The organism is Streptomyces sp. L500, from assembly GCF_054551825.1.
Genome location: NZ_JBTOLC010000072.1, coordinates 1 through 19,455, shown reverse-complemented (window position 1 = coordinate 19,455; position 19,455 = coordinate 1). Strand labels below are relative to the sequence as shown.

Here is a 19,455-nt window from a genome sequence, read left to right as displayed (position 1 = left end):
ACGCCGTCCGGCGCGGGCCGGCCCGCGCGCGGCGAGCGCAGCAGCCGGTCGGCGACGGCCCGGGCGGGGGCCGGCGCGGAGCCGGCCCGCAGCCGGACGAGGGCCGCGAGGGCCGCCGAGCCGTCGGGCAGCGCACCCGGCACCGCGCACATCGCGGCCACCCCGGACCGTTCCGCCAGCGCCGAGCCCGAACCCTCCGGGCTCGGCTCGCCGTCACCCGTCTGCCAGGGGGCGACCGCCACGAGCGCCAGCGGCCCGTCGGCCGCCGGGCCCAGGGCCTCCCGCAGCGCGCCGCGCGCCGCCTCCACCGCCGCCGGCCGGGCGGTCAGCAGATCCCGCAGCAGCTCGCCCAGCTCCGCGCCCGCCCGGGCCTCCGCCGCGAGCAGGGCGCCGATCCGGTGGGTCGTCTCCACCGCCTGGGCGAGCCGGGGGTCGGCGAACGGGACGCCCAGGTCCAGGCCCGCCAGGTGCTCGTCGTCCAGCAGCCAGACGTAGCCGTGCACCACCCCGCCGTGGCGCACCGGCAGGCAGATGCGGCCGGTGAACACCCCCGCCGCCGGGTCCGGCGGGATGCGCAGCGGCGCCTGCGCCCGGGCGATGCCGAACGCCTCGAACCAGGCCCGGACCGCCGCCGTGGAGCGGCGCTGGAGGATCGAGCGGGTGCGCACCGGGTCCATCATCAGGTCGGCGTCGTCGTCCCCGCCGTGGGCGCCGAAGGCGATCAGGCCGAAGTCGCGGTCCTCGAGCGTCGCGGGGACGCCGAGCGCCGCGGAGATCTCGTCCACGAGGTGCTGATACTCGCCACGCATGCTGCGGCCCGCTCCTTTCGGGTATTCGTCGGCCATCATTGTCATACATCTGTCTGAGATCCCGGCCACGAATGCGTGACAGGTGTCGATGGCAGCGAGATGGCGTGAACTCTACGTTTCACGATGAGTCACTTATGCCGTCTCCCCAGGTGGGGACGGCCTTCATCGTGGAGGTGCCCATGCTGGGTCCCGTGATCCTCGCCGCGTCCCGCAGCGACAAGATGCGCCGTTTCGTCTCGGCCGCCCCGGGCACCAAGCAGGTCGTCGACCGCTTCATCGCCGGCGAGACCGTCGGCCAGGTCATCCCGATCGTGGAGGACGCGGCGGCGAAGGGCCTCGAGGTCACCCTCGACGTGGTGGGCGAGGACATCACCACCGTCGAGCAGTCGTACGCGGCGCGCGACGCCTACCTGGAGCTCATCGACCGGCTCAAGGAGCTCGGCCTCGGCGAGAAGGCCGAGATGTCGGTCAAGCTCTCCATGTTCGGCCAGGCCCTGGAGAACGGCCACGAGCTGGCCCTCGCCAACGTCCGCCCGGTCGTCGAGGCCGCCGACGCCATAGGCACCACGGTCACCCTGGACGCCGAGGACCACACGACCCTCGACTCCATGTTCGCCATCCACGAGGAGCTGCGGAAGGACTTCCCGAAGACCGGCTGCGTCATCCAGGCCTACCTCTTCCGCACCGAGGACGACGCCCGCCGGCTCGCCGCGGCCGGCAGCCGGGTGCGTATCGTGAAGGGTGCGTACAAGGAGCCCGCCTCCGTCGCGTACCAGGACAAGGCCGAGATCGACAAGGCGTTCGTGCGGATCGTCAAGATCCTCATGGCGGGCTCGGGCTACCCGATGATCGGTTCGCACGACCCCCGTCTGATCGCCATCACGCAGGAGCTGGCCAGGCAGGCAGGTCGCAATCCGGACGAGTACGAATTCCAGATGCTCTACGGCATCCGCAGTGAAGAGCACATCCGGCTGGCGGCCGAGGGCCACCGCATGCGTGTCTACACCGCGTACGGCACCGACTGGTACGGCTACTTCATGCGCCGCCTCGCCGAGAAGCCGGCCAACCTGCTGTTCTTCGCCCGCTCGATCCTCACCAAGGGCTGAGCCCCCCGACACCCCCGTCAAGCCCCGAAGGAGACACGGAACTCATGGACGCTGTGACCCAGGTCCCCGCCCCGGTCAACGAGCCGGTGCACACCTACGCCCCCGGTTCCCCCGAGCGCGCCCGGCTGGAGGCCAAGCTCAAGGAGCTGGCGGCCAACCCCATCGATCTACCGATGACGATCAACGGTGAGAAGCGGATGGGCGGCGGCGAGGCCTTCAAGGTCGTCCAGCCGCACAACCACGCCGCCGTGATCGGCACGTACCGCAACGCCACCGAGCAGGACGCCCAGGACGCGATCGACGCCGCCCTGGCCGCCGCCCCGGCGTGGCGCGCGATGTCCTTCGACGACCGCGCCGCGATCATCCTGCGCGCCGCCGAGCTGCTGGCCGGCCCCTGGCGCGAGACGCTGGCCGCCTCCACCATGCTGGGCCAGTCCAAGACCGCGCAGCAGGCCGAGATCGACACGCCCTGCGAGCTCGTCGACTTCTGGCGCTTCAACGTCCACTTCGCGCGCCAGATCCTCGCCGAGCAGCCGGTCGCCAACTCCGCCGGCGTGTGGAACCGCAGCGACCACCGGCCGCTGGAGGGCTTCGTCTACGCGATCACGCCCTTCAACTTCACCGCCATCGCCGGCAACCTGCCGACCGCCCCGGCCCTCATGGGCAACGTGGTCGTCTGGAAGCCGTCCCCCACGCAGACCCACTCCGCCGTGCTGCTGATGAAGCTGCTGGAGGAGGCCGGCCTGCCCAAGGGCGTCATCAACCTGGTGACCGGTGACGGCATCGCCGTCTCCGAGGTGGCCCTGAACCACCCCGAGCTGGCCGGCATCCACTTCACCGGCTCGACCAAGACCTTCCAGTACCTGTGGAAGACGGTCGGCAACAACATCGAGAAGTACCGCTCCTACCCGCGCCTGGTCGGCGAGACCGGCGGCAAGGACTTCGTCGTCGCCCACCCGAGCGCCGACCGCGCCATCCTGAAGACCGCGCTGACCCGCGGCTCCTTCGAGTTCCAGGGCCAGAAGTGCTCCGCCTCCTCCCGCGCCTACATCCCGCGCTCCATCTGGGAGGACGGCTTCAAGGAGGAGTTCGCGGCCGAGGTCGACGGCATCACCATGGGTGACGTCACCGACCTGTCGCACTTCATCGGCGCCGTCATCGACGAGCGTGCCTTCGCCAAGAACAAGGCCGCCATCGACCGCGCCAAGGAGGACCCCACCTGCACGATCGTCGCCGGTGGCACGTACGACGACTCGGTGGGCTACTTCGTCCGCCCGACCGTCATCGAGTGCAGCGACCCGGAGAACGAGGTCTTCACGACCGAGTACTTCGGCCCGATCCTCGCCGTCCACGTCTACGAGGACGCCGACTTCGACGCGATGCTCGCCCAGATGGAGTCCGTCTCGGCCTACGCCCTGACCGGCTCGATCATCGCCGGTGACCGCGCCGCGGCCGCCGACGCGATGGAGAAGCTCCGCTTCGCCGCGGGCAACTTCTACATCAACGACAAGTCGACGGGCGCCGTCGTCGGCCAGCAGCCCTTCGGCGGCGGCCGCGCCTCCGGCACCAACGACAAGGCCGGTGCCGCGAGCAACCTCCAGCGCTGGGTGTCCACCCGGTCGATCAAGGAGACCCTGGTCCCGCCGACCGACTACCGCTACCCGCACATGGGCTGATCCACGGCCCGCGCATGAGCCCCGCCCCCGTCCGGCCCCCCAGCCGGGCGGGGGCGGCGTCGTGTCGCGGGCGGTGTCGTTGTCTCAGATAGTAGGAAGTCCGAGTAATAGTGGAGACACCACGCCGGGCCCTGACCTAGCGTGGAGGGAGCCGAACGTCCCGCTCCATCGAGCGACGGCGGACGCGGCCCGGTGCCCCGCGCAGGTGACCCCTGCGGCACCCCGGCCCCCGCCCTTCTCCCGGCTTTCGATTCCTTCTCGCTTCCCGCTCGCCCGCCCCCGCCCGGGGCCCAGCAGAGGAGACGTGACCATGCCCGAGACCGCCGTCCGTTCCGCCCGCCGGATCCGCCGCGCCGCCCGCGCGGCCGACAGCGCCGCCCGTCAGACCGACCGGGCCAACGCCGCCGCCGCGCTCCAGCGCGCGCTCGACCGCCGCGACAACGGCGGCGTCACCGGTCACTGAGTCACCGGCCCCGGTCGTCCTCGTCCTCCCGCGCGGGGCGGGTGACGGTGCTGTGCTGTTCCTTCTCGGCTCCGCTCCGCGTCACCTCGAAGCGGTCCACCCGGGCGCCGCTCTCCGCCAGCGCCGTCACCGTCAGCCTGGGGTGCCGGCCCGGCTCCGCCTCGACCGCCAGGAACGAGTAGCCCGTATAGCGCACTCGCGACCACTCCACCGTCTCCTTGGCCTTCACCCGGCCCTTGGCCCAGTGGTAGCTGGCCACGGAGTCCACGTCCTTCACATGGCCCTCGTAGCTGTCGGGCACCGGGAAGTCGTAGAGCGACTTCCCGGCGCCGCCCGCGGTGACGTACACGATGCCGTCCCGTGAGGAGTCGACGGACTCGCCGATCGGCACCCGCTTCGCCACCTTGCCGCGCTTTATCGCGTCGGTGCGCTCGTAGACGTGGTTGTGGCCGTTGATCACCAGATCCACCTGGTGCTTCTCGAACAGCGGTACCCACAGGTCGCGCACCCCGCCGTCCGAGGCGTGGCCGTTGGTCGTGGAGAAGGCGCAGTGGTGGAAGAAGACCACGATGAAGTCGACGTCGCGCCGCTCGCGCAGCTCCCGCAGCCGCCGGTCGAGCCAGCGCGTCTGCCGGCCGTCGCTGTAGCCGGTGTTGGCGGTGATCTCGTACGAGACGTCGTTGGCGTCCAGCGCGACGACGCCCACGTTGCCGTAGACGAAGGAGTAGACGCCCGGCGAGTTCCGGGCGTCGAAGCCGTTGTCCGGCAGCGTCCAGCGGGCGCTCTGGCCGCCGTAGCCGTTGGGGGAGTACCAGGCCTCCATGTCGTGGTTGCCCGTGGTCACCATCCAGGGCACCCGCGAGGCCACGGTCTCGGTCTGGGCGAGGAACTGGTCCCACGTGCGGGCGTCGTAGACGTCCGTCGGCTTGCCGGAGCCGCTGTCGTCGGCGTAGCAGATGTCGCCCGCGTGGAGGTGGAAGACGGGGTTCTGACCGAGGATCAGCTGGTCGTTGGCGAGGGCGTGGTAGCTGACGCCCTGGTCGCCGAAGGCCGTGAAGACGAACCGTTCGGACCGCTCCGGCGCCGTGGCGAAGGTGCCGACGGTCGCGAAGTGGCGGGTGTCGGCGGGGTCGAAGCCGTCGTGGCCGACGCCGTAGTAGTAGGTCTGGCCGGGGGCCAGACCGTCCAGGGCGGCGTGGAGGTAGACCTGGTCGACGGCCGGGAGCTTCTTGCTCAGGGGCGGGGTGTGGAGCGTGCGGACCTCGGCGGGGATGCGCCGGCTGAGGTCCCAGGGCTTCAGGCCGACGCGGACGAACGGCCGCTTGACCGCGAACGGCACCTGCCAGGAGATCCGCATCTGCGTCCGCGGGTCGGCCCCGAAGGCCAGGTGCCGCCCGAACGGCGCGACGAGCGAGCCGTCGACTCTCGCGGTCGCCGGAGTGGTGATCAGGGTGGGCGAGAGGGGCCGCGCGGTGCCGCCGCCCCCGGCGAACGCGGCGGGGGCGCCCGCCCCCAGCAGCCCGGTGCCCGCGACCGCGCCGGCCGTCACGGCGCTCGCGCGCAGCAGCCCGCGCCGGGTGAACCTGCCGCGCAGGTACTCGTGCTGCTCGGCCATCGTCATGTCGCGCGCGAGACGGTCGGGGATGCCTACTCGTGGTGTGTCCATGTCGGAAAAAGTGCCAGGAGTGGGCGGCCTGGACACGTACTTTCGGTGAATGTGGCCTGTCCGGCTGGCAATGTGTCCATATCGCGGACGGGGTGTGTCATCAGGCGGGACGCAGGAGTACGGTCCCGGTATGTCTCGCAGCATTCGTCTCGCAGTGATCCCCGGTGACGGCATCGGCCCCGAGGTCGTGGCCCAGGGCCTCAAGGTTCTTGACTCCGTGCTCCCTTCGGACGTCAAGCTGGAGACCCGGGAGTACGACCTCGGCGCCCGCCGCTGGCACGCCACCGGCGAGACCCTCCCCGACGCCGAGCTGGCCTCCCTCGAGCAGCACGACGCGATCCTGCTGGGCGCGATCGGCGACCCGACGGTGCCCTCCGGCGTCCTGGAGCGCGGTCTGCTGCTGAAGCTGCGCTTCGCCTTCGACCACTACGTCAATCTGCGTCCGTCGAAGCTGTTCCCCCATACGGTCAGCCCCCTCGCCGGCCGCCCCGAGATCGACTTCGTCGTCGTCCGCGAGGGCACCGAGGGCCCCTACACCGGCAACGGCGGCTCGCTGCGCACCGGCACCCCCGCCGAGGTCGCCACCGAGGTCAGCGTCAACACCGCCTACGGCGTGGAGCGCGTGGTCCGCGACGCCTTCGAGCGCGCCCAGGCCCGCCCCCGCCGGAAGCTGACCCTCGTCCACAAGAACAACGTCCTCGTACACGCCGGGCACCTCTGGAAGAGGATCTTCGACCGCGTCGGCCGCGAGTACCCCGAGGTCACCACCGACTATCTGCACGTCGACGCCGCGACGATCTTCTTCGTCACCCAGCCGGAGCGCTTCGACGTCATCGTCACCGACAACCTCTTCGGCGACATCCTCACCGACCTGGCCGCCGCCGTCACCGGCGGCATCGGGCTCGCCGCCTCCGGCAACATCAACCCCACCGGGGCCTTCCCCTCGATGTTCGAGCCGGTCCACGGCTCCGCGCCCGACATCGCGGGCACCGGCAAGGCCGACCCCACCGCCACGGTCCTCTCGGTGGCGCTCCTGCTGCGCCACCTCGGGTACGAGGCGGAGGCGGCGCGCGTCGAGACGGCCGTCGCCGAGGACATCGCCGGGCGCGGCAGCGTGGTGCGCACCACCGACCAGGTGGGCGACGCGCTCGTATCGCGCGTACTCGCATCCGTACAAACCGGCTGATACCGGTCCGCGTTTCCGCGCGCGACCGGATATCACCGTCGATTACCGGCCGCGCGCACATTTTCCGTCGGGCCCCTCACGAGCGATAATCGAACGTGGGGCCGCGATTGAGGCGAAGAAGCTCGGACGTCCCGATGCCCTCGGGGCGACGTGAGCGCGGTCCGCCACTACCAAGGTGAAGGACACGCATTCATGACGACGCCCACGATCGAGCTCAAGCCCTCCTCGCACCCGCTCTCCGACGCGGAGCGCGAGCGGATCCTGGCGAACCCCGGATTCGGCCGCCACTTCACCGACCACATGGTGACCATCAAGTGGACCGAGGGCCGCGGCTGGCACGACGCCCAGCTCACCCCGTACGCGCCGCTGTCCATCGACCCGGCCAACATGACCCTCCACTACGCGCAGGAGATCTTCGAGGGTCTCAAGGCCTACCGCCGCCCCGACGGCTCGGTCGCCACCTTCCGCCCCGACGCCAACGCCCGGCGCTTCCAGGCCTCCGCCCGCCGGCTCGCCATGCCCGAGCTGCCGGTCGAGACCTTCATCGAGGCCTGTGACGTCCTGGTCCGCCAGGACAAGGCATGGGTCCCGGCGCACGGCGGCGAGGCCTCCCTCTATCTGCGCCCCTTCATGATCGCGACCGAGGTCGGCCTCGGGGTGAAGCCCGCCAACGAGTACCTCTTCATCGTGATCGCCTCCCCGGCCGGCCCGTACTTCCCCGGTGGCGTCAAGCCCGTCTCCGTGTGGCTGTCCGAGAACTACGTCCGCGCCGTCCCCGGCGGCATGGGCTTCGCCAAGACCGGCGGCAACTACGCGGCCTCCCTCCTCGCCCAGGCCGAGGCGGCCGAGAAGGGCTGCGACCAGGTCGTCTGGCTGGACGCGCTGGAGCACAAGTGGGTCGAGGAAATGGGCGGCATGAACCTGTACTTCGTGTACGGGGGCCGCGACGGCGAGAAGCCCCGGATCGTCACGCCGGAGCTGACCGGTTCGCTGCTGGCCGGCGTCACCCGTGACTCGCTGCTGACCATCGCCAAGGACCTCGGCTACGAGTCCGAGGAGGGCCGCGTCTCCACCGATCAGTGGAAGCGCGACACCGAGAACGGCACCCTCACCGAGGTCTTCGCCTGCGGCACGGCCGCGGTGATCACCCCCGTCGGGCATGTGAAGTCGACGGGCGGCGAGTGGACCCAGGGCGACGGCGAGCCCGGCGAGGTCACCATGAACCTCCGCAAGGCGCTGCTGGCGGTCCAGACCGGCGTCACCGAGGACGCCCACGGCTGGATGCACCCGCTGGGCTGAGACCGGTTCGTCCTTGCGGGCGGTGGACATAACGCACGCAAGTCCATGTGATCGTTGCCGGCCGGACCCTTGTCCGAATCCGGGCCGTTCCGCCACCGTGATCCCTCATGGGACAGGCACATTCACGGCACTGGAAGAAGATCTGGGTCGGCTCGGCCGGCAACATGGTCGAGTGGTTCGACTGGTTCGTCTACGCCAGCTTCGCCACCTACTTCGCGGGCTCCTTCTTCCCGGCGGGCAACGACACCGCCAAGCTCATGAACACCGCCGGCATCTTCGCCGTCGGCTTCTTCATGAGGCCCGTCGGCGGCTGGCTGCTGGGCCGGGTCGGCGACCGGCGCGGCCGCAAGGCGGCCCTCACCCTGACGGTCACGCTGATGTCGGCGTCCGCCGTGCTCATCGCCGTCGCCCCGACCTACGGGGTCGCCGGCTACGGCGGCGCCGCCGTCCTCCTCGTCGCCCGGCTGCTCCAGGGTCTGTCCGTCGGCGGCGAGTACGCGGCCAGCGCCACCTACCTCACCGAGGCCTCCGCGCCCGGCCGCCGCGGCTTCGCCTCCAGCTTCCAGTACGTCTCCATGACCGCCGGCCAGATCCTGGGCCTGGGGCTGCTGATCCTCCTCCAGCACACCCTCACCAGCGGTGAGCTCCACAGCTGGGGCTGGCGGATCCCCTTCGTCGTGGGCGCCCTCGGCGCCGCCGTCATCTTCTACCTGCGGCGCAACATGCTGGAGACGGAGACGTACGCGGAGGACAGCGGTACGGGAGCCGACGACCGGGGCACGATCCGCGCGCTGCTGCGGCACAAGCGCGAGGCGCTCCTCGTCATCGCCCTGACCATGGGCGGCACGGTCGCCTACTACACGTACACCACGTATCTGACGAAGTATCTGTCCAACACCGCGGGCCTGCCCAAGCGGACGGCGACGCTCGTCAGCTTCTGCGCGCTGATCGTCTTCGCCGCCCTCCAGCCGCTGGCGGGCGCGCTCTCGGACCGGATCGGCCGCCGGCCGCTGCTGATCACCTTCGCCGTGGGCTCGACCTTCCTCACCGTGCCGATCATGGCGATGCTCAAGCACGCGGGATCCTTCTGGCCGGCCCTCGGACTGTCGCTGCTGGCGCTGGTGATCGTCACCGGCTACACCTCGATCAACGCCTGTGTGAAGGCGGAGCTGTTCCCCACGGGCGTCCGGTCGCTGGGCGTGGCCCTGCCCTACGCCATCGCCAACGCCCTCTTCGGCGGCACGGCCGAGTACGTGGCCCTCTGGTTCAAGGACGCGGGCCTGGAGTCCGGCTTCTCCTGGTACGTCGCGGGCTGCGCGGCGGTCTCGCTCGTCGTCTACCTCACCATGCGCGAGACCCGGGACACCGACCTGAAGCACGTCGGCACGGCACCCCGGGCTTCCGCCGAGACGGGGACGGACACAGTGCCCGCATCCTGAGACCCACCCGCATCGGGGACCGGACCTGTGGCAGTATGCCGCCATGCTCCCGTTCGCCATCATTATGGGCAACAGGCGCGCCGGTCCGCAGTGACCGCTCCCGTACCACCCGTACGAAGCGGACACCGTCGTCCCAGACCCGCGCGCAGACCTCTCGCACCCGCGAGAGGTTTTTGCGTTTCCGGCCCACCTCGCCGGACGGCGCAGGGCGCGGGCCCACCGGGGGCGGCGGTACCGGTCATCCCGGCAGACCGACATCCTCACAGGAGTCAGACCAGCAATGACGGACGCAACCGACGGCCGCGAGCCCCTCGAACCCGAAGCCCCCGTCGACGACGCCTTCCACGTCTTCGACACCACCCTGCGCGACGGCGCGCAGCGTGAGGGCATCAACCTCACCGTCGCGGACAAGCTCACGATCGCCCGCCACCTGGACGACTTCGGCGTCGGCTTCATCGAGGGCGGCTGGCCGGGCGCCAACCCCCGCGACACCGAGTTCTTCCAGCGCGCCCGCGCGGAGATCACCTTCCGGCACGCCCGGCTCGTCGCCTTCGGCGCCACCCGCAAGGCGGGCGTGCGCGCCGAGGACGACCGGCAGGTCGCCGCCCTCCTGGAGTCCGGGGCCCCCGTCATCACCCTCGTCGCCAAGTCGCACGACCGGCATGTGGAACTCGCCCTGCGCACCACGCTGGAGGAGAACCTCGCGATGGTGCGCGAGACGGTCGCGTACCTGCGCTCGCACGGCCGACGTGTCTTCGTCGACTGCGAGCACTTCTTCGACGGCTACCGCGCCAACCCCGGCTACGCCACCCAGGTCGTGCGCGCCGCCCACGAGGCCGGCGCCGACGTCGTCGTCCTGTGCGACACCAACGGCGGCATGCTGCCCGCCCAGATCGACGCCGTCGTCCGCACCGTGCGGGGCGACACCGGCGCGCGCCTCGGCATCCACGCCCAGGACGACACCGGCTGCGCCGTCGCCAACACCCTCGCCGCGGTGGACGCCGGCGCCACCCACGTCCAGTGCACGGCCAACGGCTACGGCGAGCGCGTCGGCAACGCCAACCTCTTCCCGGTCGTCGCCGCCCTGGAGATCAAGTACGACCGGCGGGTGCTGCCGCCGGGCAGGCTGGCCGAGACGACGCGGATCTCGCACGCGATCGCCGAGGTCGTCAACCTCACGCCGTCCACGCATCAGCCGTACGTGGGGGTCTCCGCGTTCGCCCACAAGGCCGGGCTCCACGCCTCGGCGATCAAGGTGGACCCGGACCTCTACCAGCACATCGACCCCGAGCGGGTCGGCAACACCATGCGGATGCTCGTCTCCGACATGGCCGGCCGCGCCTCCATCGAGCTCAAGGGCAAGGAACTCGGCGTCGACCTCGGCGGCGACCGCGAGCTGATCGGGCGCGTCGTCCAGCGGGTCAAGGAGCGGGAGCTGGCGGGCTATACGTACGAGGCCGCCGACGCCTCCTTCGAACTGCTGCTCCGCGAGGAGATCGAGGGCCGGGCGCGGCGCTACTACCGCGTGGAGTCCTGGCGCGCCATCGCCGAGGACCGCCCGGACGGCACCCACGCCAACGAGGCGACCGTGAAGCTGTGGGCGAAGGGCGAGCGCATCGTCGCCACGGCCGAGGGCAACGGCCCGGTCGACGCCCTCGACCGGGCGCTGCGGGTGGCGCTGGAGCGCATCTACCCCCAGCTCGCGGGCATCCGGCTGACCGACTACAAGGTCCGCATCCTGGAGGGCAACCTGGGCACGGGCTCGACGACCCGCGTCCTGGTCTCCACGAGCGACGAGAGCGGCGAGTGGTCCACGGTGGGCGTGGCGGAGAACGTCATCGCGGCGTCCTGGCAGGCCCTGGACGACGCGTACGCGTACGGGCTGCGACGGGCGGGCGTGGACCCGCAGGAGTGAGTGCCCGTATCAGCCCCTCCGGCGTTTGAGGAGCGGGGTCCGGGGCGGAGCCCCGGTTCGGGAAGGGGCGGGTCAGGGGAAAGAGGCATCCAGCCCCGCCCCCAACAAGTCGAACGCCCGATCCGCATCCGCATGCGCTTCGACCAGCGCATCGCCGATCGCCCGCCCCGACGCCAACTTCCGCCAGTTCTCCTGCGCCAACCGGTGATGCGTGGTGATGACCTGCGCCGCCGCGAGCCCGGCGGTCAGCGCGTCACCGCGCCCCGTCTCCAGTAGCGCCTCCGCCAGCAACTCCTCATCCCGCTCGGCGTAGCGGACGAGGCGGGCGAGCAGGCTCGGCGTCCCGTAGAGCATGTCGTTGAACGCCCGCACGACCGGGTGGTCGTTGAGGCCCGTGATGGGATCGTGGGCGTCCAGGCGCGCGTGGTAGTGCGCGCGGAGCGCGCCCAGCGGCGACTGGCCGGCCGCCCGGCCGGCGACGACGCGCGCCGCCTCGCCCTGGTGGTCGGCGATGCGATGCAGCGCCAGATCCTCCTTGGCCGGGAAGTAGCGGAAGAGCGTCGGCTTGGACACCTCGACCGCCGCCGCGACGTCCGCGACGGACACCTGGTCGAAGCCGTGCTTCAGGAACAGCTCGATGGCCGTGTCGGACAGCGCCTGGCGCGTGCGCTGCTTCTTCCGTTCCCGCAGTCCCGTCTCATCGGTCACGGGGTCACTCTAGCAGGTGACGTTACCCAGAATCTTTTGTTACCCAGTTGCGTTTTCGGCGGGGTGGGTCTTTCATGGACACATGACTTCGACAGACGTACCGACCGACGTGTCGGCTGGCGTGCCGACCGACGTACTGATCGTGGGCGCGGGCCCCACCGGCCTGACCCTCGCCTGCTCGCTCGCCCGCGCCGGCGCGGCCGTCCGCATCATCGACAAGTCGCCGGAGTTCCACCGGAGCTCGCGCGGCAAGGGCCTCAACCAGCGCAGCCGCGAGCTCTTCGACGACCTCGGGGTGGGGGAGCGGGCGGCGGCGTCCGGCATCGAGCACATCACCTTGCGCAAATACCGCGACGGCGTCGCCGTGGCGGACCACGTCGCCTTCGCCGACCGGTCCCCGACCCCCGACACCCCCTATGCCAGCGGCCTGCTCATCCCCCAGTGGCGCACGGAGGAGATCCTGCGCGAGCGGCTCGCCGACCACGGCGTCCAGGTCGAACTCGGCTGTGAGCTGGCAGGGTTCACCCAGGACGCGGACGGCGTCGTGGCGACGCTCGCCGACGGCCGGCGGATCACGGCGTCCTATCTCGTGGGCTGCGACGGCGGCCACAGCCCCGTGCGCAAGGCGCTGGGCGTGGCCTTCGAGGGGGAGACCGAAGCCGAGGAGAGCATGGTGGTCGGCGACGTCCGCGCCGACGGGCTCGACCCGGCCTACTGGCACCAGTGGTTCGACGAGGACGCGGCCCTCATGCTCTGTCCCTTCCCGGGCAGCGCGCACTGGCAGTTGCAGGGCTCGCCCGAGCGCGACGCCGACGGGCGGCCGCTGCCGCCGTCGCTCGAGTCCTTCCAGCGGCTCTTCGAGCGGTGCGCCCGGATACCGGACGTGCGGCTGACCGACCCCACCTGGTTCTCCATATACCGCGTCAACGTGCGGATGGCCGACCGCTTCCGTGTCGGGCGGGTCCTTCTCGCCGGGGACGCGGCCCACGTCCACTCGATCGCCGGCGGCCTGGGGATGAACACCGGCATCCAGGACGCCTTCAACCTGGGCTGGAAGCTGGCCTTCGTGGTGCGCGGGCTGGCCGGTCCGGGGCTGCTGGACACCTATGAGGAGGAGCGGCTGCCGGTCGCGGCGTGGACGCTCGACCTCACCAACGAGCGGCTGCGCGCGGTCCTGGAGGGCGTCCGGGAGGCGGGCGTCGGCACCGAGGCGGTGGTCACCGACGACACCACCACGCTGGGCGTCGGCTACGGCTGGAGCTCGCTGGCGTGGGGCGGCCCCAAGGCGGGGGAGCGGGCACCCGACGCGCCTTGCCGGGACGCGGTGACCGGCAAGGGGATACGGCTCTTCGAGGTCTTCGCCGGTCCGCGCTTCACCCTCCTCGGCGTAGGGCCGACGAGCGCGAAGGCTCTGGCGGAGGTCCTCGCGGATGCGGGGGAGAAGTACGACGGGATGCTGACCGTGCTGCGTGTCGACGACCACGAGGGGCACGTCCGACGGGCGTACGGGATCGAGGGCGACGGGCTCGTGCTCGTACGGCCCGACAACCACATAGCCCTGAGCGTGGCGGCGGACCGAGGCGCCGAGGTCATGGACCGGCTGGCGCGCCTCGGTCACTGATCCGCACGGGGTCAGGCCTGGGCGGCGGTCTTCACCGCGGAGATGTCGAAGGTCAGCTTCACCTTGTCGCTGACCATCACACCGCCGGCCTCCAGGGCCGCGTTCCAGGTCAGGCCCCAGTCGGAGCGCAGGATCTCGGCGCTTCCCTCGAAGCCGACGCGCTCGTTGCCGTAGACGTCCGTGGCCGAGCCGTTGAACTCCAGGTCGATGGAGAGGGGGCGGGTGACGTCCTTGATGGTGAGGTCGCCGGTGAGGCGGTAGCGGTCGCCGCCCACGCGCTCGGCGGCGGTGGAGCGGAAGGTCATCAGGGGGAACGCCTCGGCGTCGAAGAAGTCGCCGCTCAGCAGGTGGGCGTCGCGGTCCTTGATGCCGGTGTCGACGCTGTCGATCCTGACGTCGATGGCGGCGGTGGAGCGGGCGGGGTCGGAGCCGTCGAGGCGGAGGGTCCCCTCGTGCTGGGGGAAGGAGCCCTTGACGTTGGTGACCATCGCGTGGCGCACGGTGAAGCCGATGCTGCTGTGGGCGGGGTCGATGGTGTAGTCGCCGGTCAGCGCGGCGAGGGCCGGGTCCGTGTCGAGGACGGCGGTGGCGGTGGGGGTGACGGCGGTGTCCCGCTTGCGGGTGAAGAGGCCCATGACTGCTCCTGGGGGTAGAGAAAGGTTGTTTAACCTTCAACGAGATTGACGATAGCGCAATCTGGTTCAAGCTTCAACTACTCCGGAGGGGGTCCGGCCGGAAGCCCGCGGCAGGCGTCATTTGGCAGGCGTCATTGCGCCCCGTGCGCCCCCGTGCCACCGTGTGCGCCGTGCCGTCGTCCACCCCCGCATGGACCCGCCGCGGCTTTCTCGCCGCCTCCGCCCTCGGTGCCCTCGGGCTGGGCGCCGCGCTGCCCGGAGCCGCCCTCGCCGGCCCGGACGGCGACTTCGCCGGGCCGCGTCGCCGCTGGCGCGAGCTCACGCTCGGCACCGGCTTCGACCCCGCCGCCGAGCCCTACGCCGGCGTCCTGCGCCGCACCGGGGAGCAGGCCCGAGCCCATCGCGCGAGCATGCGCCCCGCCGCCGGCTCGCTCTGGCCGGACACGCCCTTCGACCCGCCTGCCGGGATCACCCGCAGCTACGCCCGGCTGTTCACCATGGCCCAGGCCCACGCCCAGCCCGGCACCGGCCTCACCGGGGACGCCGGCCTCGCCGCCGACGTCCTCGCCGGGCTCGACCACCTCCACGAGCGCGTGTACCACCCCGGGACCGTCCGCTACGGGAACTGGTGGGAGTGGCAGATCGGCAGTCCCCGGCTGCTGCTGGACACGGCCGCCCTCCTCCACGACGCGGTGGGCCCGGACCGGCGCGCCCGGCTGCTGGCCGCCGTCGACCACTTCGTCCCCGACTCGGCGATCGGCCCCTACACGGGCACCAGCACCGGCGCCAACCGCGTCGACCTGTGCCGGGTCGTGGCCCTGCGCGGCGTCCTGGGCGAGGACGCCGCCAAGGTCGCCCTCGCCCGCGACGCCCTCTCCCCGGTCTTCCCCCACGTCCTCAAGGGCGACGGGCTCTACGCCGACGGATCGTTCATCCAGCACACCTGGGTGGCCTACACCGGCACCTACGGCTGTGTGCTGCTCGACGGGCTCGGCCGGCTCTTCGCCCTGCTGCGCGGCTCGCGCTGGGAGGTCACCGACCCCAACCGGCGGATCATTCACGACAGCGTGGAGCACGCCTTCGCGCCACTGATCCACGACGGCCTGGTGATGGACTGCGTCTCCGGCCGTGCCATCAGCAGGGGCGTCCGGGCGGCCGAGCCGGACGGGCCCGTCCAGAGCGACCACCAGCGCGGCCACGCCCTCATCGCGGCCATCGCCCTGCTCGCGGCGGGCGCGAGCCCGGCCGAGCGGGAGCGCTGGCACGGCATGGTCAAGGGCTGGATCGCCCGGGACACCACCAGCCCCGTGCTCACCGACCCCCAGTTCGGCGTCGCCGACCTCGCCCGGCTCGCCGCGATCGCCGCCGGGCCCGCGCCCGCCGCCCCGGAGCCCGTGGGCCACCGGCTCTTCCCGGCCATGGACCGGGCCGTCCACCGCCGCCCCGGCTGGACCGCCGCCATCGCCATGGCCTCCGACCGCGTCACCCACTACGAGAACGGCAACGGCGAGAACCCGCGCGGCTGGCACACCGGCGCCGGAATGCTCACCTGGTGGGGCGCCGGCCACGGCGGCGACCAGGGCACCGGCGACCACGGCACCGGCGGCCAGGACACCGGCGATCACGGCACCGGCGGCCAGTACACCGACGCCTTCTGGCCCACCGTCGACCCCTACCGGCTGCCCGGCACCACCGTCTCCGCCGTCCCCCTCGCCGACAACCAGGGCGGCGGCTGGGGCGCCCCCAGACCGGCGGCTCGCTGGGTCGGCGGCGTCACCGACGGGGAGTACGCGGCCGTCGGACAGCACCTCAAGGGGCTCGGCTCCACCCTGGAGGCCCGCAAGTCCTGGTTCTGCGCGGACGACGCCGTCATCTGCCTGGACGCCGGGATCACCGCCCGGGACGGCACCGACGTCGAGACCGTCGTCGACAACCGCAACCTCGGCGCCACCGGCACCCCCGTCCTCACCGTGGACGGCGAGCCCCAGCCCGGCCACGACGGCTGGAGCGAGTCCTTCGACCGCGTCCGCTGGGTCCACCTCGCCGGGCACGGCGGCTACGTCTTCCCCGGCGGCGCCCCGCTCACCGCCCTGCGCGAGGCCCGCACCGGAGCCTGGCGCGACATCAACGCCGACGGCTCGCCCACCCCCCTCACCCGGCGCTACCTCACCCTCCTGCGCCCCCACGGCATCGACCCCGAGGACGCCCGCCACGTCCACCTCCTGATGCCCGGCGCCGGCCCCCGCGCCCTCGCCGACCGCGCCGCCGACCCCGGCTGGCTCACCGTCCTCGCCAACACCGGGGACGTCCAGGCCGTCCACGTCCCCTCCCTCGGCCTGACCGCCGCCAACTTCTGGGCCCCCGCCACCGCCGGTCCCCTCACCACCGACACCCCCGCCTCCGTACTCCTGCGCCACGACGGCTCCACCGCGACCCTCCACATCGCGGGCCCCCTGCGCACCGGTGATCCCATCGAGCTCATATGGCATTACCCTGTGAGGAACGTCACATCCCATGACCCCGCCGTGGAGGTGCTGGAAACGGGATCCCTGGTGCGGCTGCGGATCCGGCCGGGCACCGCCTGCGCCCCGCACGGCTGCCGGCTGGCCGTCCGCGCCGCACCCCGGCCCACGCGGAGATCGCTGGTCAAGACACACGGATGACCGCCGCGCCGGGCCACATTTGTGGAGTGTTCACAGCGTGGGACCCGCCCCCGCGCCCAAGGGGCTGATAAGACCCCTGCGCGGTTCTGTGCCGCCTGCCCACGAAAACACGCGCGACGTTGTGTGGAACCGACATGATGTTCCGGGCGGCCCGCCACGTACCGTCTTTCCATGAGCAATCTCGAAGGTGCGCCCGTAGAGGCGAGTGACGTCCGTGGGCGCGTCGCCGAGCTGCACGCCATCCGCGAGCAGGTCCGGCGAGGTCCGAGCGAGCGGGCGACCCAGGCGCAGAAGGCCAAGGGAAAGCTGACCGCTCGCGAGCGCATTGAACTTCTCCTCGACGAGGGCTCCTTCACCGAGGTGGAGCCGCTGCGGCGGCACCGCGCCAGCGGTTTCGGGCTGGAGGCCAAGCGCCCGTACACCGATGGTGTGATCACCGGGTGGGGAACCGTGCACGGGCGGACGGTGTTCGTCTACGCGCACGACTTCCGGATCTTCGGCGGCGCGCTGGGCGAGGCCCACGCCACCAAGATCCACAAGATCATGGACAAGGCCATCGCGGCCGGTGCCCCGCTGGTCTCCCTGAACGACGGCGCCGGCGCCCGTATCCAGGAGGGCGTCTCGGCGCTGGCCGGCTACGGCGGCATCTTCCAGCGCAACACCAAGGCCTCCGGCGTCATCCCGCAGATAAGCGTGATGCTCGGCCCCTGCGCGGGCGGCGCCGCCTACTCCCCGGCGCTCACGGACTTCGTCTTCATGGTCCGCGACACCTCCCAGATGTTCATCACCGGCCCCGACGTCGTGCGCGCGGTCACCGGCGAGGAGATCACCCAGAACGGCCTCGGCGGCGCGGACGTCCACGCCGAGACCTCCGGCGTGGCCCACTTCGCCTACGACGACGAGGAGACCTGCCTGGAGGAGGTCCGCTACCTCCTCTCGCTCCTCCCGCAGAACAACCGGGAGAACCCGCCCCGCGTGGAGAGCGAGGACCCGGCCGACCGGCTCGGCGAGGCCCTGCTGGACCTGGTCCCCGCCGACGGCAACCGCCCGTACGACATGCGCAAGGTCATCGAGGAGATCGTCGACGACGGCGAGTACCTGGAGATCCACGAGCGCTGGGCCACCAACATCATCTGCGCCCTGTCCCGGCTGGACGGCCGGGTCGTCGGCATCGTCGCCAATCAGCCGCAGTCCCTCGCGGGCGTCCTCGACATCGAGGCGTCGGAGAAGGCCGCACGGTTCATCCAGATGTGCGATGCCTTCAACATCCCGATCATCACTCTTTTGGACGTACCCGGTTTCCTTCCGGGCGTGGACCAGGAGCACGGTGGGATCATCCGGCACGGTGCGAAGCTGCTGTACGCCTACTGCAACGCCACCGTGCCCAGGATCTCGGTGATCCTGCGCAAGGCCTACGGCGGTGCGTACATCGTGATGGACTCCCAGTCGATCGGCGCGGACCTCACCTACGCCTGGCCCACCAACGAGATCGCGGTCATGGGCGCCGAGGGCGCGGCCAACGTCATCTTCCGCAAGCAGATCGCGGAGGCGGACGACCCCGAGGCCATGCGCTCGCGCATGGTCAAGGAGTACAAGGCCGAGCTCATGCACCCGTACTACGCGGCCGAGCGCGGCCTGGTCGACGACGTGATCGACCCCGTCGAGACCCGGTCGGTGCTGATCCGGTCGCTGGCGATGCTCGCGAACAAGCACGCGGACCTGCCGGCGCGCAAGCACGGCAACCCGCCCCAGTAAGACGTCCCGTACTGAAGCAATCGGAGACATTCACATGAACGACACGCTCGTACGCGTCGAGAAGGGCACGGCCGACGCCGAGGAACTGGCGGCCGTCACCGCCGTCCTCCTCGCCCGCGCCGCCGCCGGCAACACCGCCGCCCCCGTCCGTCCCCGCCGCACCACGGCCCCCTGGCGCCGCCTGGAGCGCAGCTCCGGCTTCCGGGCGCCGCACAGCTGGCAGGGCTGACGAAGAACGCGCCACAACGCGACGAGGGCCCCTCACCGACCGGTGAGGGGCCCTCGTCGCGTCACAGGGACCGCCGGGAACGCGAAGAGGTCCCCGCACTCCTCAAGGAGTGCGGGGACCTCTTCGCATCCGAACTAGCGGAGCCGCGCCATCAGCGCGTGCTCGACGAGCGTGATGAGGGCGCTCTTCGCCTCGTTGCGGTGCCGGGCGTCCGTGGTGATGATCGGCGCGTCCGGGCCGATCTGGAGGGCCTCACGGACCTCCTCCGGCGTGTACGGCTGGTGC

Annotated in this window: 15 protein-coding genes and 1 pseudogene; 11 read left to right on the top strand and 5 right to left on the bottom strand. The window is 71.5% G+C overall.

Going from position 1 to position 19,455, the window contains the following annotated elements; all coding sequences use genetic code 11:
- The coding region (locus tag ACX9I7_RS31395; protein WP_459389242.1) for a PucR family transcriptional regulator at window positions 1-809 on the bottom strand (809 nt) is incomplete at its 3' end.
- 179 nt (window positions 810-988) lie between these two features.
- Between ACX9I7_RS31395 and ACX9I7_RS31390 the strand changes: the two genes are divergently transcribed.
- The 3 genes from ACX9I7_RS31390 to ACX9I7_RS31380 all read left to right on the top strand — a co-directional run bounded on the left by ACX9I7_RS31390 (window position 989) and on the right by ACX9I7_RS31380 (window position 4,054).
- The gene (locus tag ACX9I7_RS31390) at window positions 989-1,915 is read left to right on the top strand and encodes a proline dehydrogenase family protein (RefSeq protein WP_126918235.1); all 927 of its coding nucleotides are present in this window, start codon (window positions 989-991) and stop codon (window positions 1,913-1,915) included.
- 44 nt (window positions 1,916-1,959) lie between these two features.
- Window positions 1,960-3,591 carry an L-glutamate gamma-semialdehyde dehydrogenase gene (gene pruA, locus ACX9I7_RS31385; RefSeq protein ID WP_459389241.1) on the top strand — a complete coding sequence of 544 codons (1,632 nt, stop codon included), beginning with the start codon at window positions 1,960-1,962 and terminating at the stop codon, window positions 3,589-3,591.
- A 310-nt stretch (window positions 3,592-3,901) separates the two neighbouring features.
- The gene (locus tag ACX9I7_RS31380; protein WP_164737850.1) at window positions 3,902-4,054 is read left to right on the top strand and encodes a hypothetical protein; all 153 of its coding nucleotides are present in this window, start codon (window positions 3,902-3,904) and stop codon (window positions 4,052-4,054) included.
- 1 nt (window position 4,055) lies between these two features.
- Here the strand turns inward: ACX9I7_RS31380 and ACX9I7_RS31375 are convergent, their stop codons facing one another.
- A complete protein-coding gene (locus tag ACX9I7_RS31375) occupies window positions 4,056-5,720 on the bottom strand; it encodes a purple acid phosphatase family protein (RefSeq protein ID WP_459389240.1) in 1,665 nt (554 codons plus the stop codon).
- A gap of 130 nt (window positions 5,721-5,850) precedes the next feature.
- Between ACX9I7_RS31375 and ACX9I7_RS31370 the strand changes: the two genes are divergently transcribed.
- The 4 genes from ACX9I7_RS31370 (at window position 5,851) to cimA (ending at window position 11,559) form a co-directional block, all read left to right on the top strand.
- Window positions 5,851-6,906, top strand: a complete 1,056-nt coding sequence (locus ACX9I7_RS31370) for a 3-isopropylmalate dehydrogenase (RefSeq protein ID WP_387565767.1) — start codon at window positions 5,851-5,853, stop codon at window positions 6,904-6,906.
- A gap of 192 nt (window positions 6,907-7,098) precedes the next feature.
- A complete protein-coding gene (locus ACX9I7_RS31365) occupies window positions 7,099-8,205 on the top strand; it encodes a branched-chain amino acid aminotransferase (RefSeq protein WP_189451210.1) in 1,107 nt (368 codons plus the stop codon).
- A gap of 107 nt (window positions 8,206-8,312) precedes the next feature.
- Window positions 8,313-9,644 carry an MFS transporter gene (locus ACX9I7_RS31360; protein ID WP_459389239.1) on the top strand — a complete coding sequence of 444 codons (1,332 nt, stop codon included), beginning with the start codon at window positions 8,313-8,315 and terminating at the stop codon, window positions 9,642-9,644.
- A 280-nt stretch (window positions 9,645-9,924) separates the two neighbouring features.
- Entirely contained in the window at window positions 9,925-11,559 is a 1,635-nt protein-coding gene (gene cimA, locus ACX9I7_RS31355) for a citramalate synthase (protein ID WP_387565758.1), read from the top strand.
- 72 nt (window positions 11,560-11,631) lie between these two features.
- Here the strand turns inward: cimA and ACX9I7_RS31350 are convergent, their stop codons facing one another.
- Window positions 11,632-12,267, bottom strand: coding sequence for a TetR/AcrR family transcriptional regulator (locus ACX9I7_RS31350; protein ID WP_387565755.1), 636 nt, complete (start codon window positions 12,265-12,267; stop codon window positions 11,632-11,634).
- A gap of 82 nt (window positions 12,268-12,349) precedes the next feature.
- Here ACX9I7_RS31350 and ACX9I7_RS31345 point away from each other — a divergent pair, with 82 nt between their 5' ends.
- Window positions 12,350-13,888, top strand: a complete 1,539-nt coding sequence (locus ACX9I7_RS31345) for an FAD-dependent monooxygenase (protein ID WP_459389238.1) — start codon at window positions 12,350-12,352, stop codon at window positions 13,886-13,888.
- Between the two features lie 11 nt (window positions 13,889-13,899).
- Here the strand turns inward: ACX9I7_RS31345 and ACX9I7_RS31340 are convergent, their stop codons facing one another.
- A complete protein-coding gene (locus ACX9I7_RS31340) occupies window positions 13,900-14,523 on the bottom strand; it encodes a YceI family protein (protein ID WP_387565749.1) in 624 nt (207 codons plus the stop codon).
- Window positions 14,524-14,684: 161 nt separating this feature from the next.
- Here ACX9I7_RS31340 and ACX9I7_RS31335 point away from each other — a divergent pair, with 161 nt between their 5' ends.
- The 3 genes from ACX9I7_RS31335 (at window position 14,685) to ACX9I7_RS31325 (ending at window position 19,170) form a co-directional block, all read left to right on the top strand.
- Window positions 14,685-17,186, top strand: coding sequence for a polysaccharide lyase 8 family protein (locus ACX9I7_RS31335; RefSeq protein WP_459389243.1), 2,502 nt, complete (start codon window positions 14,685-14,687; stop codon window positions 17,184-17,186).
- A gap of 171 nt (window positions 17,187-17,357) precedes the next feature.
- Complete coding sequence (locus ACX9I7_RS31330) at window positions 17,358-18,941, top strand: acyl-CoA carboxylase subunit beta (RefSeq protein WP_189451197.1); 1,584 nt, start codon at window positions 17,358-17,360, stop codon at window positions 18,939-18,941.
- 34 nt (window positions 18,942-18,975) lie between these two features.
- Window positions 18,976-19,170, top strand: coding sequence for an acyl-CoA carboxylase subunit epsilon (locus ACX9I7_RS31325; protein ID WP_189451195.1), 195 nt, complete (start codon window positions 18,976-18,978; stop codon window positions 19,168-19,170).
- A gap of 134 nt (window positions 19,171-19,304) precedes the next feature.
- Here ACX9I7_RS31325 and ACX9I7_RS31320 read toward each other — a convergent pair.
- Window positions 19,305-19,455 (bottom strand): annotated as a pseudogene (locus ACX9I7_RS31320) (ATP-binding protein); the annotation flags it as partial.

Coding starts and splice junctions, on each gene's coding strand:
- ACX9I7_RS31390 (WP_126918235.1), top strand. CDS start 989: ATGCTGGGTCCCGTGATCCTCGCCGCGTCCCGCAGCGACAAGATGCGC.
- pruA (WP_459389241.1), top strand. CDS start 1,960: ATGGACGCTGTGACCCAGGTCCCCGCCCCGGTCAACGAGCCGGTGCAC.
- ACX9I7_RS31380 (WP_164737850.1), top strand. CDS start 3,902: ATGCCCGAGACCGCCGTCCGTTCCGCCCGCCGGATCCGCCGCGCCGCC.
- ACX9I7_RS31375 (WP_459389240.1), bottom strand. CDS start 5,720: ATGGACACACCACGAGTAGGCATCCCCGACCGTCTCGCGCGCGACATG.
- ACX9I7_RS31370 (WP_387565767.1), top strand. CDS start 5,851: ATGTCTCGCAGCATTCGTCTCGCAGTGATCCCCGGTGACGGCATCGGC.
- ACX9I7_RS31365 (WP_189451210.1), top strand. CDS start 7,099: ATGACGACGCCCACGATCGAGCTCAAGCCCTCCTCGCACCCGCTCTCC.
- ACX9I7_RS31360 (WP_459389239.1), top strand. CDS start 8,313: ATGGGACAGGCACATTCACGGCACTGGAAGAAGATCTGGGTCGGCTCG.
- cimA (WP_387565758.1), top strand. CDS start 9,925: ATGACGGACGCAACCGACGGCCGCGAGCCCCTCGAACCCGAAGCCCCC.
- ACX9I7_RS31345 (WP_459389238.1), top strand. CDS start 12,350: ATGACTTCGACAGACGTACCGACCGACGTGTCGGCTGGCGTGCCGACC.
- ACX9I7_RS31340 (WP_387565749.1), bottom strand. CDS start 14,523: ATGGGCCTCTTCACCCGCAAGCGGGACACCGCCGTCACCCCCACCGCC.
- ACX9I7_RS31330 (WP_189451197.1), top strand. CDS start 17,358: ATGAGCAATCTCGAAGGTGCGCCCGTAGAGGCGAGTGACGTCCGTGGG.
- ACX9I7_RS31325 (WP_189451195.1), top strand. CDS start 18,976: ATGAACGACACGCTCGTACGCGTCGAGAAGGGCACGGCCGACGCCGAG.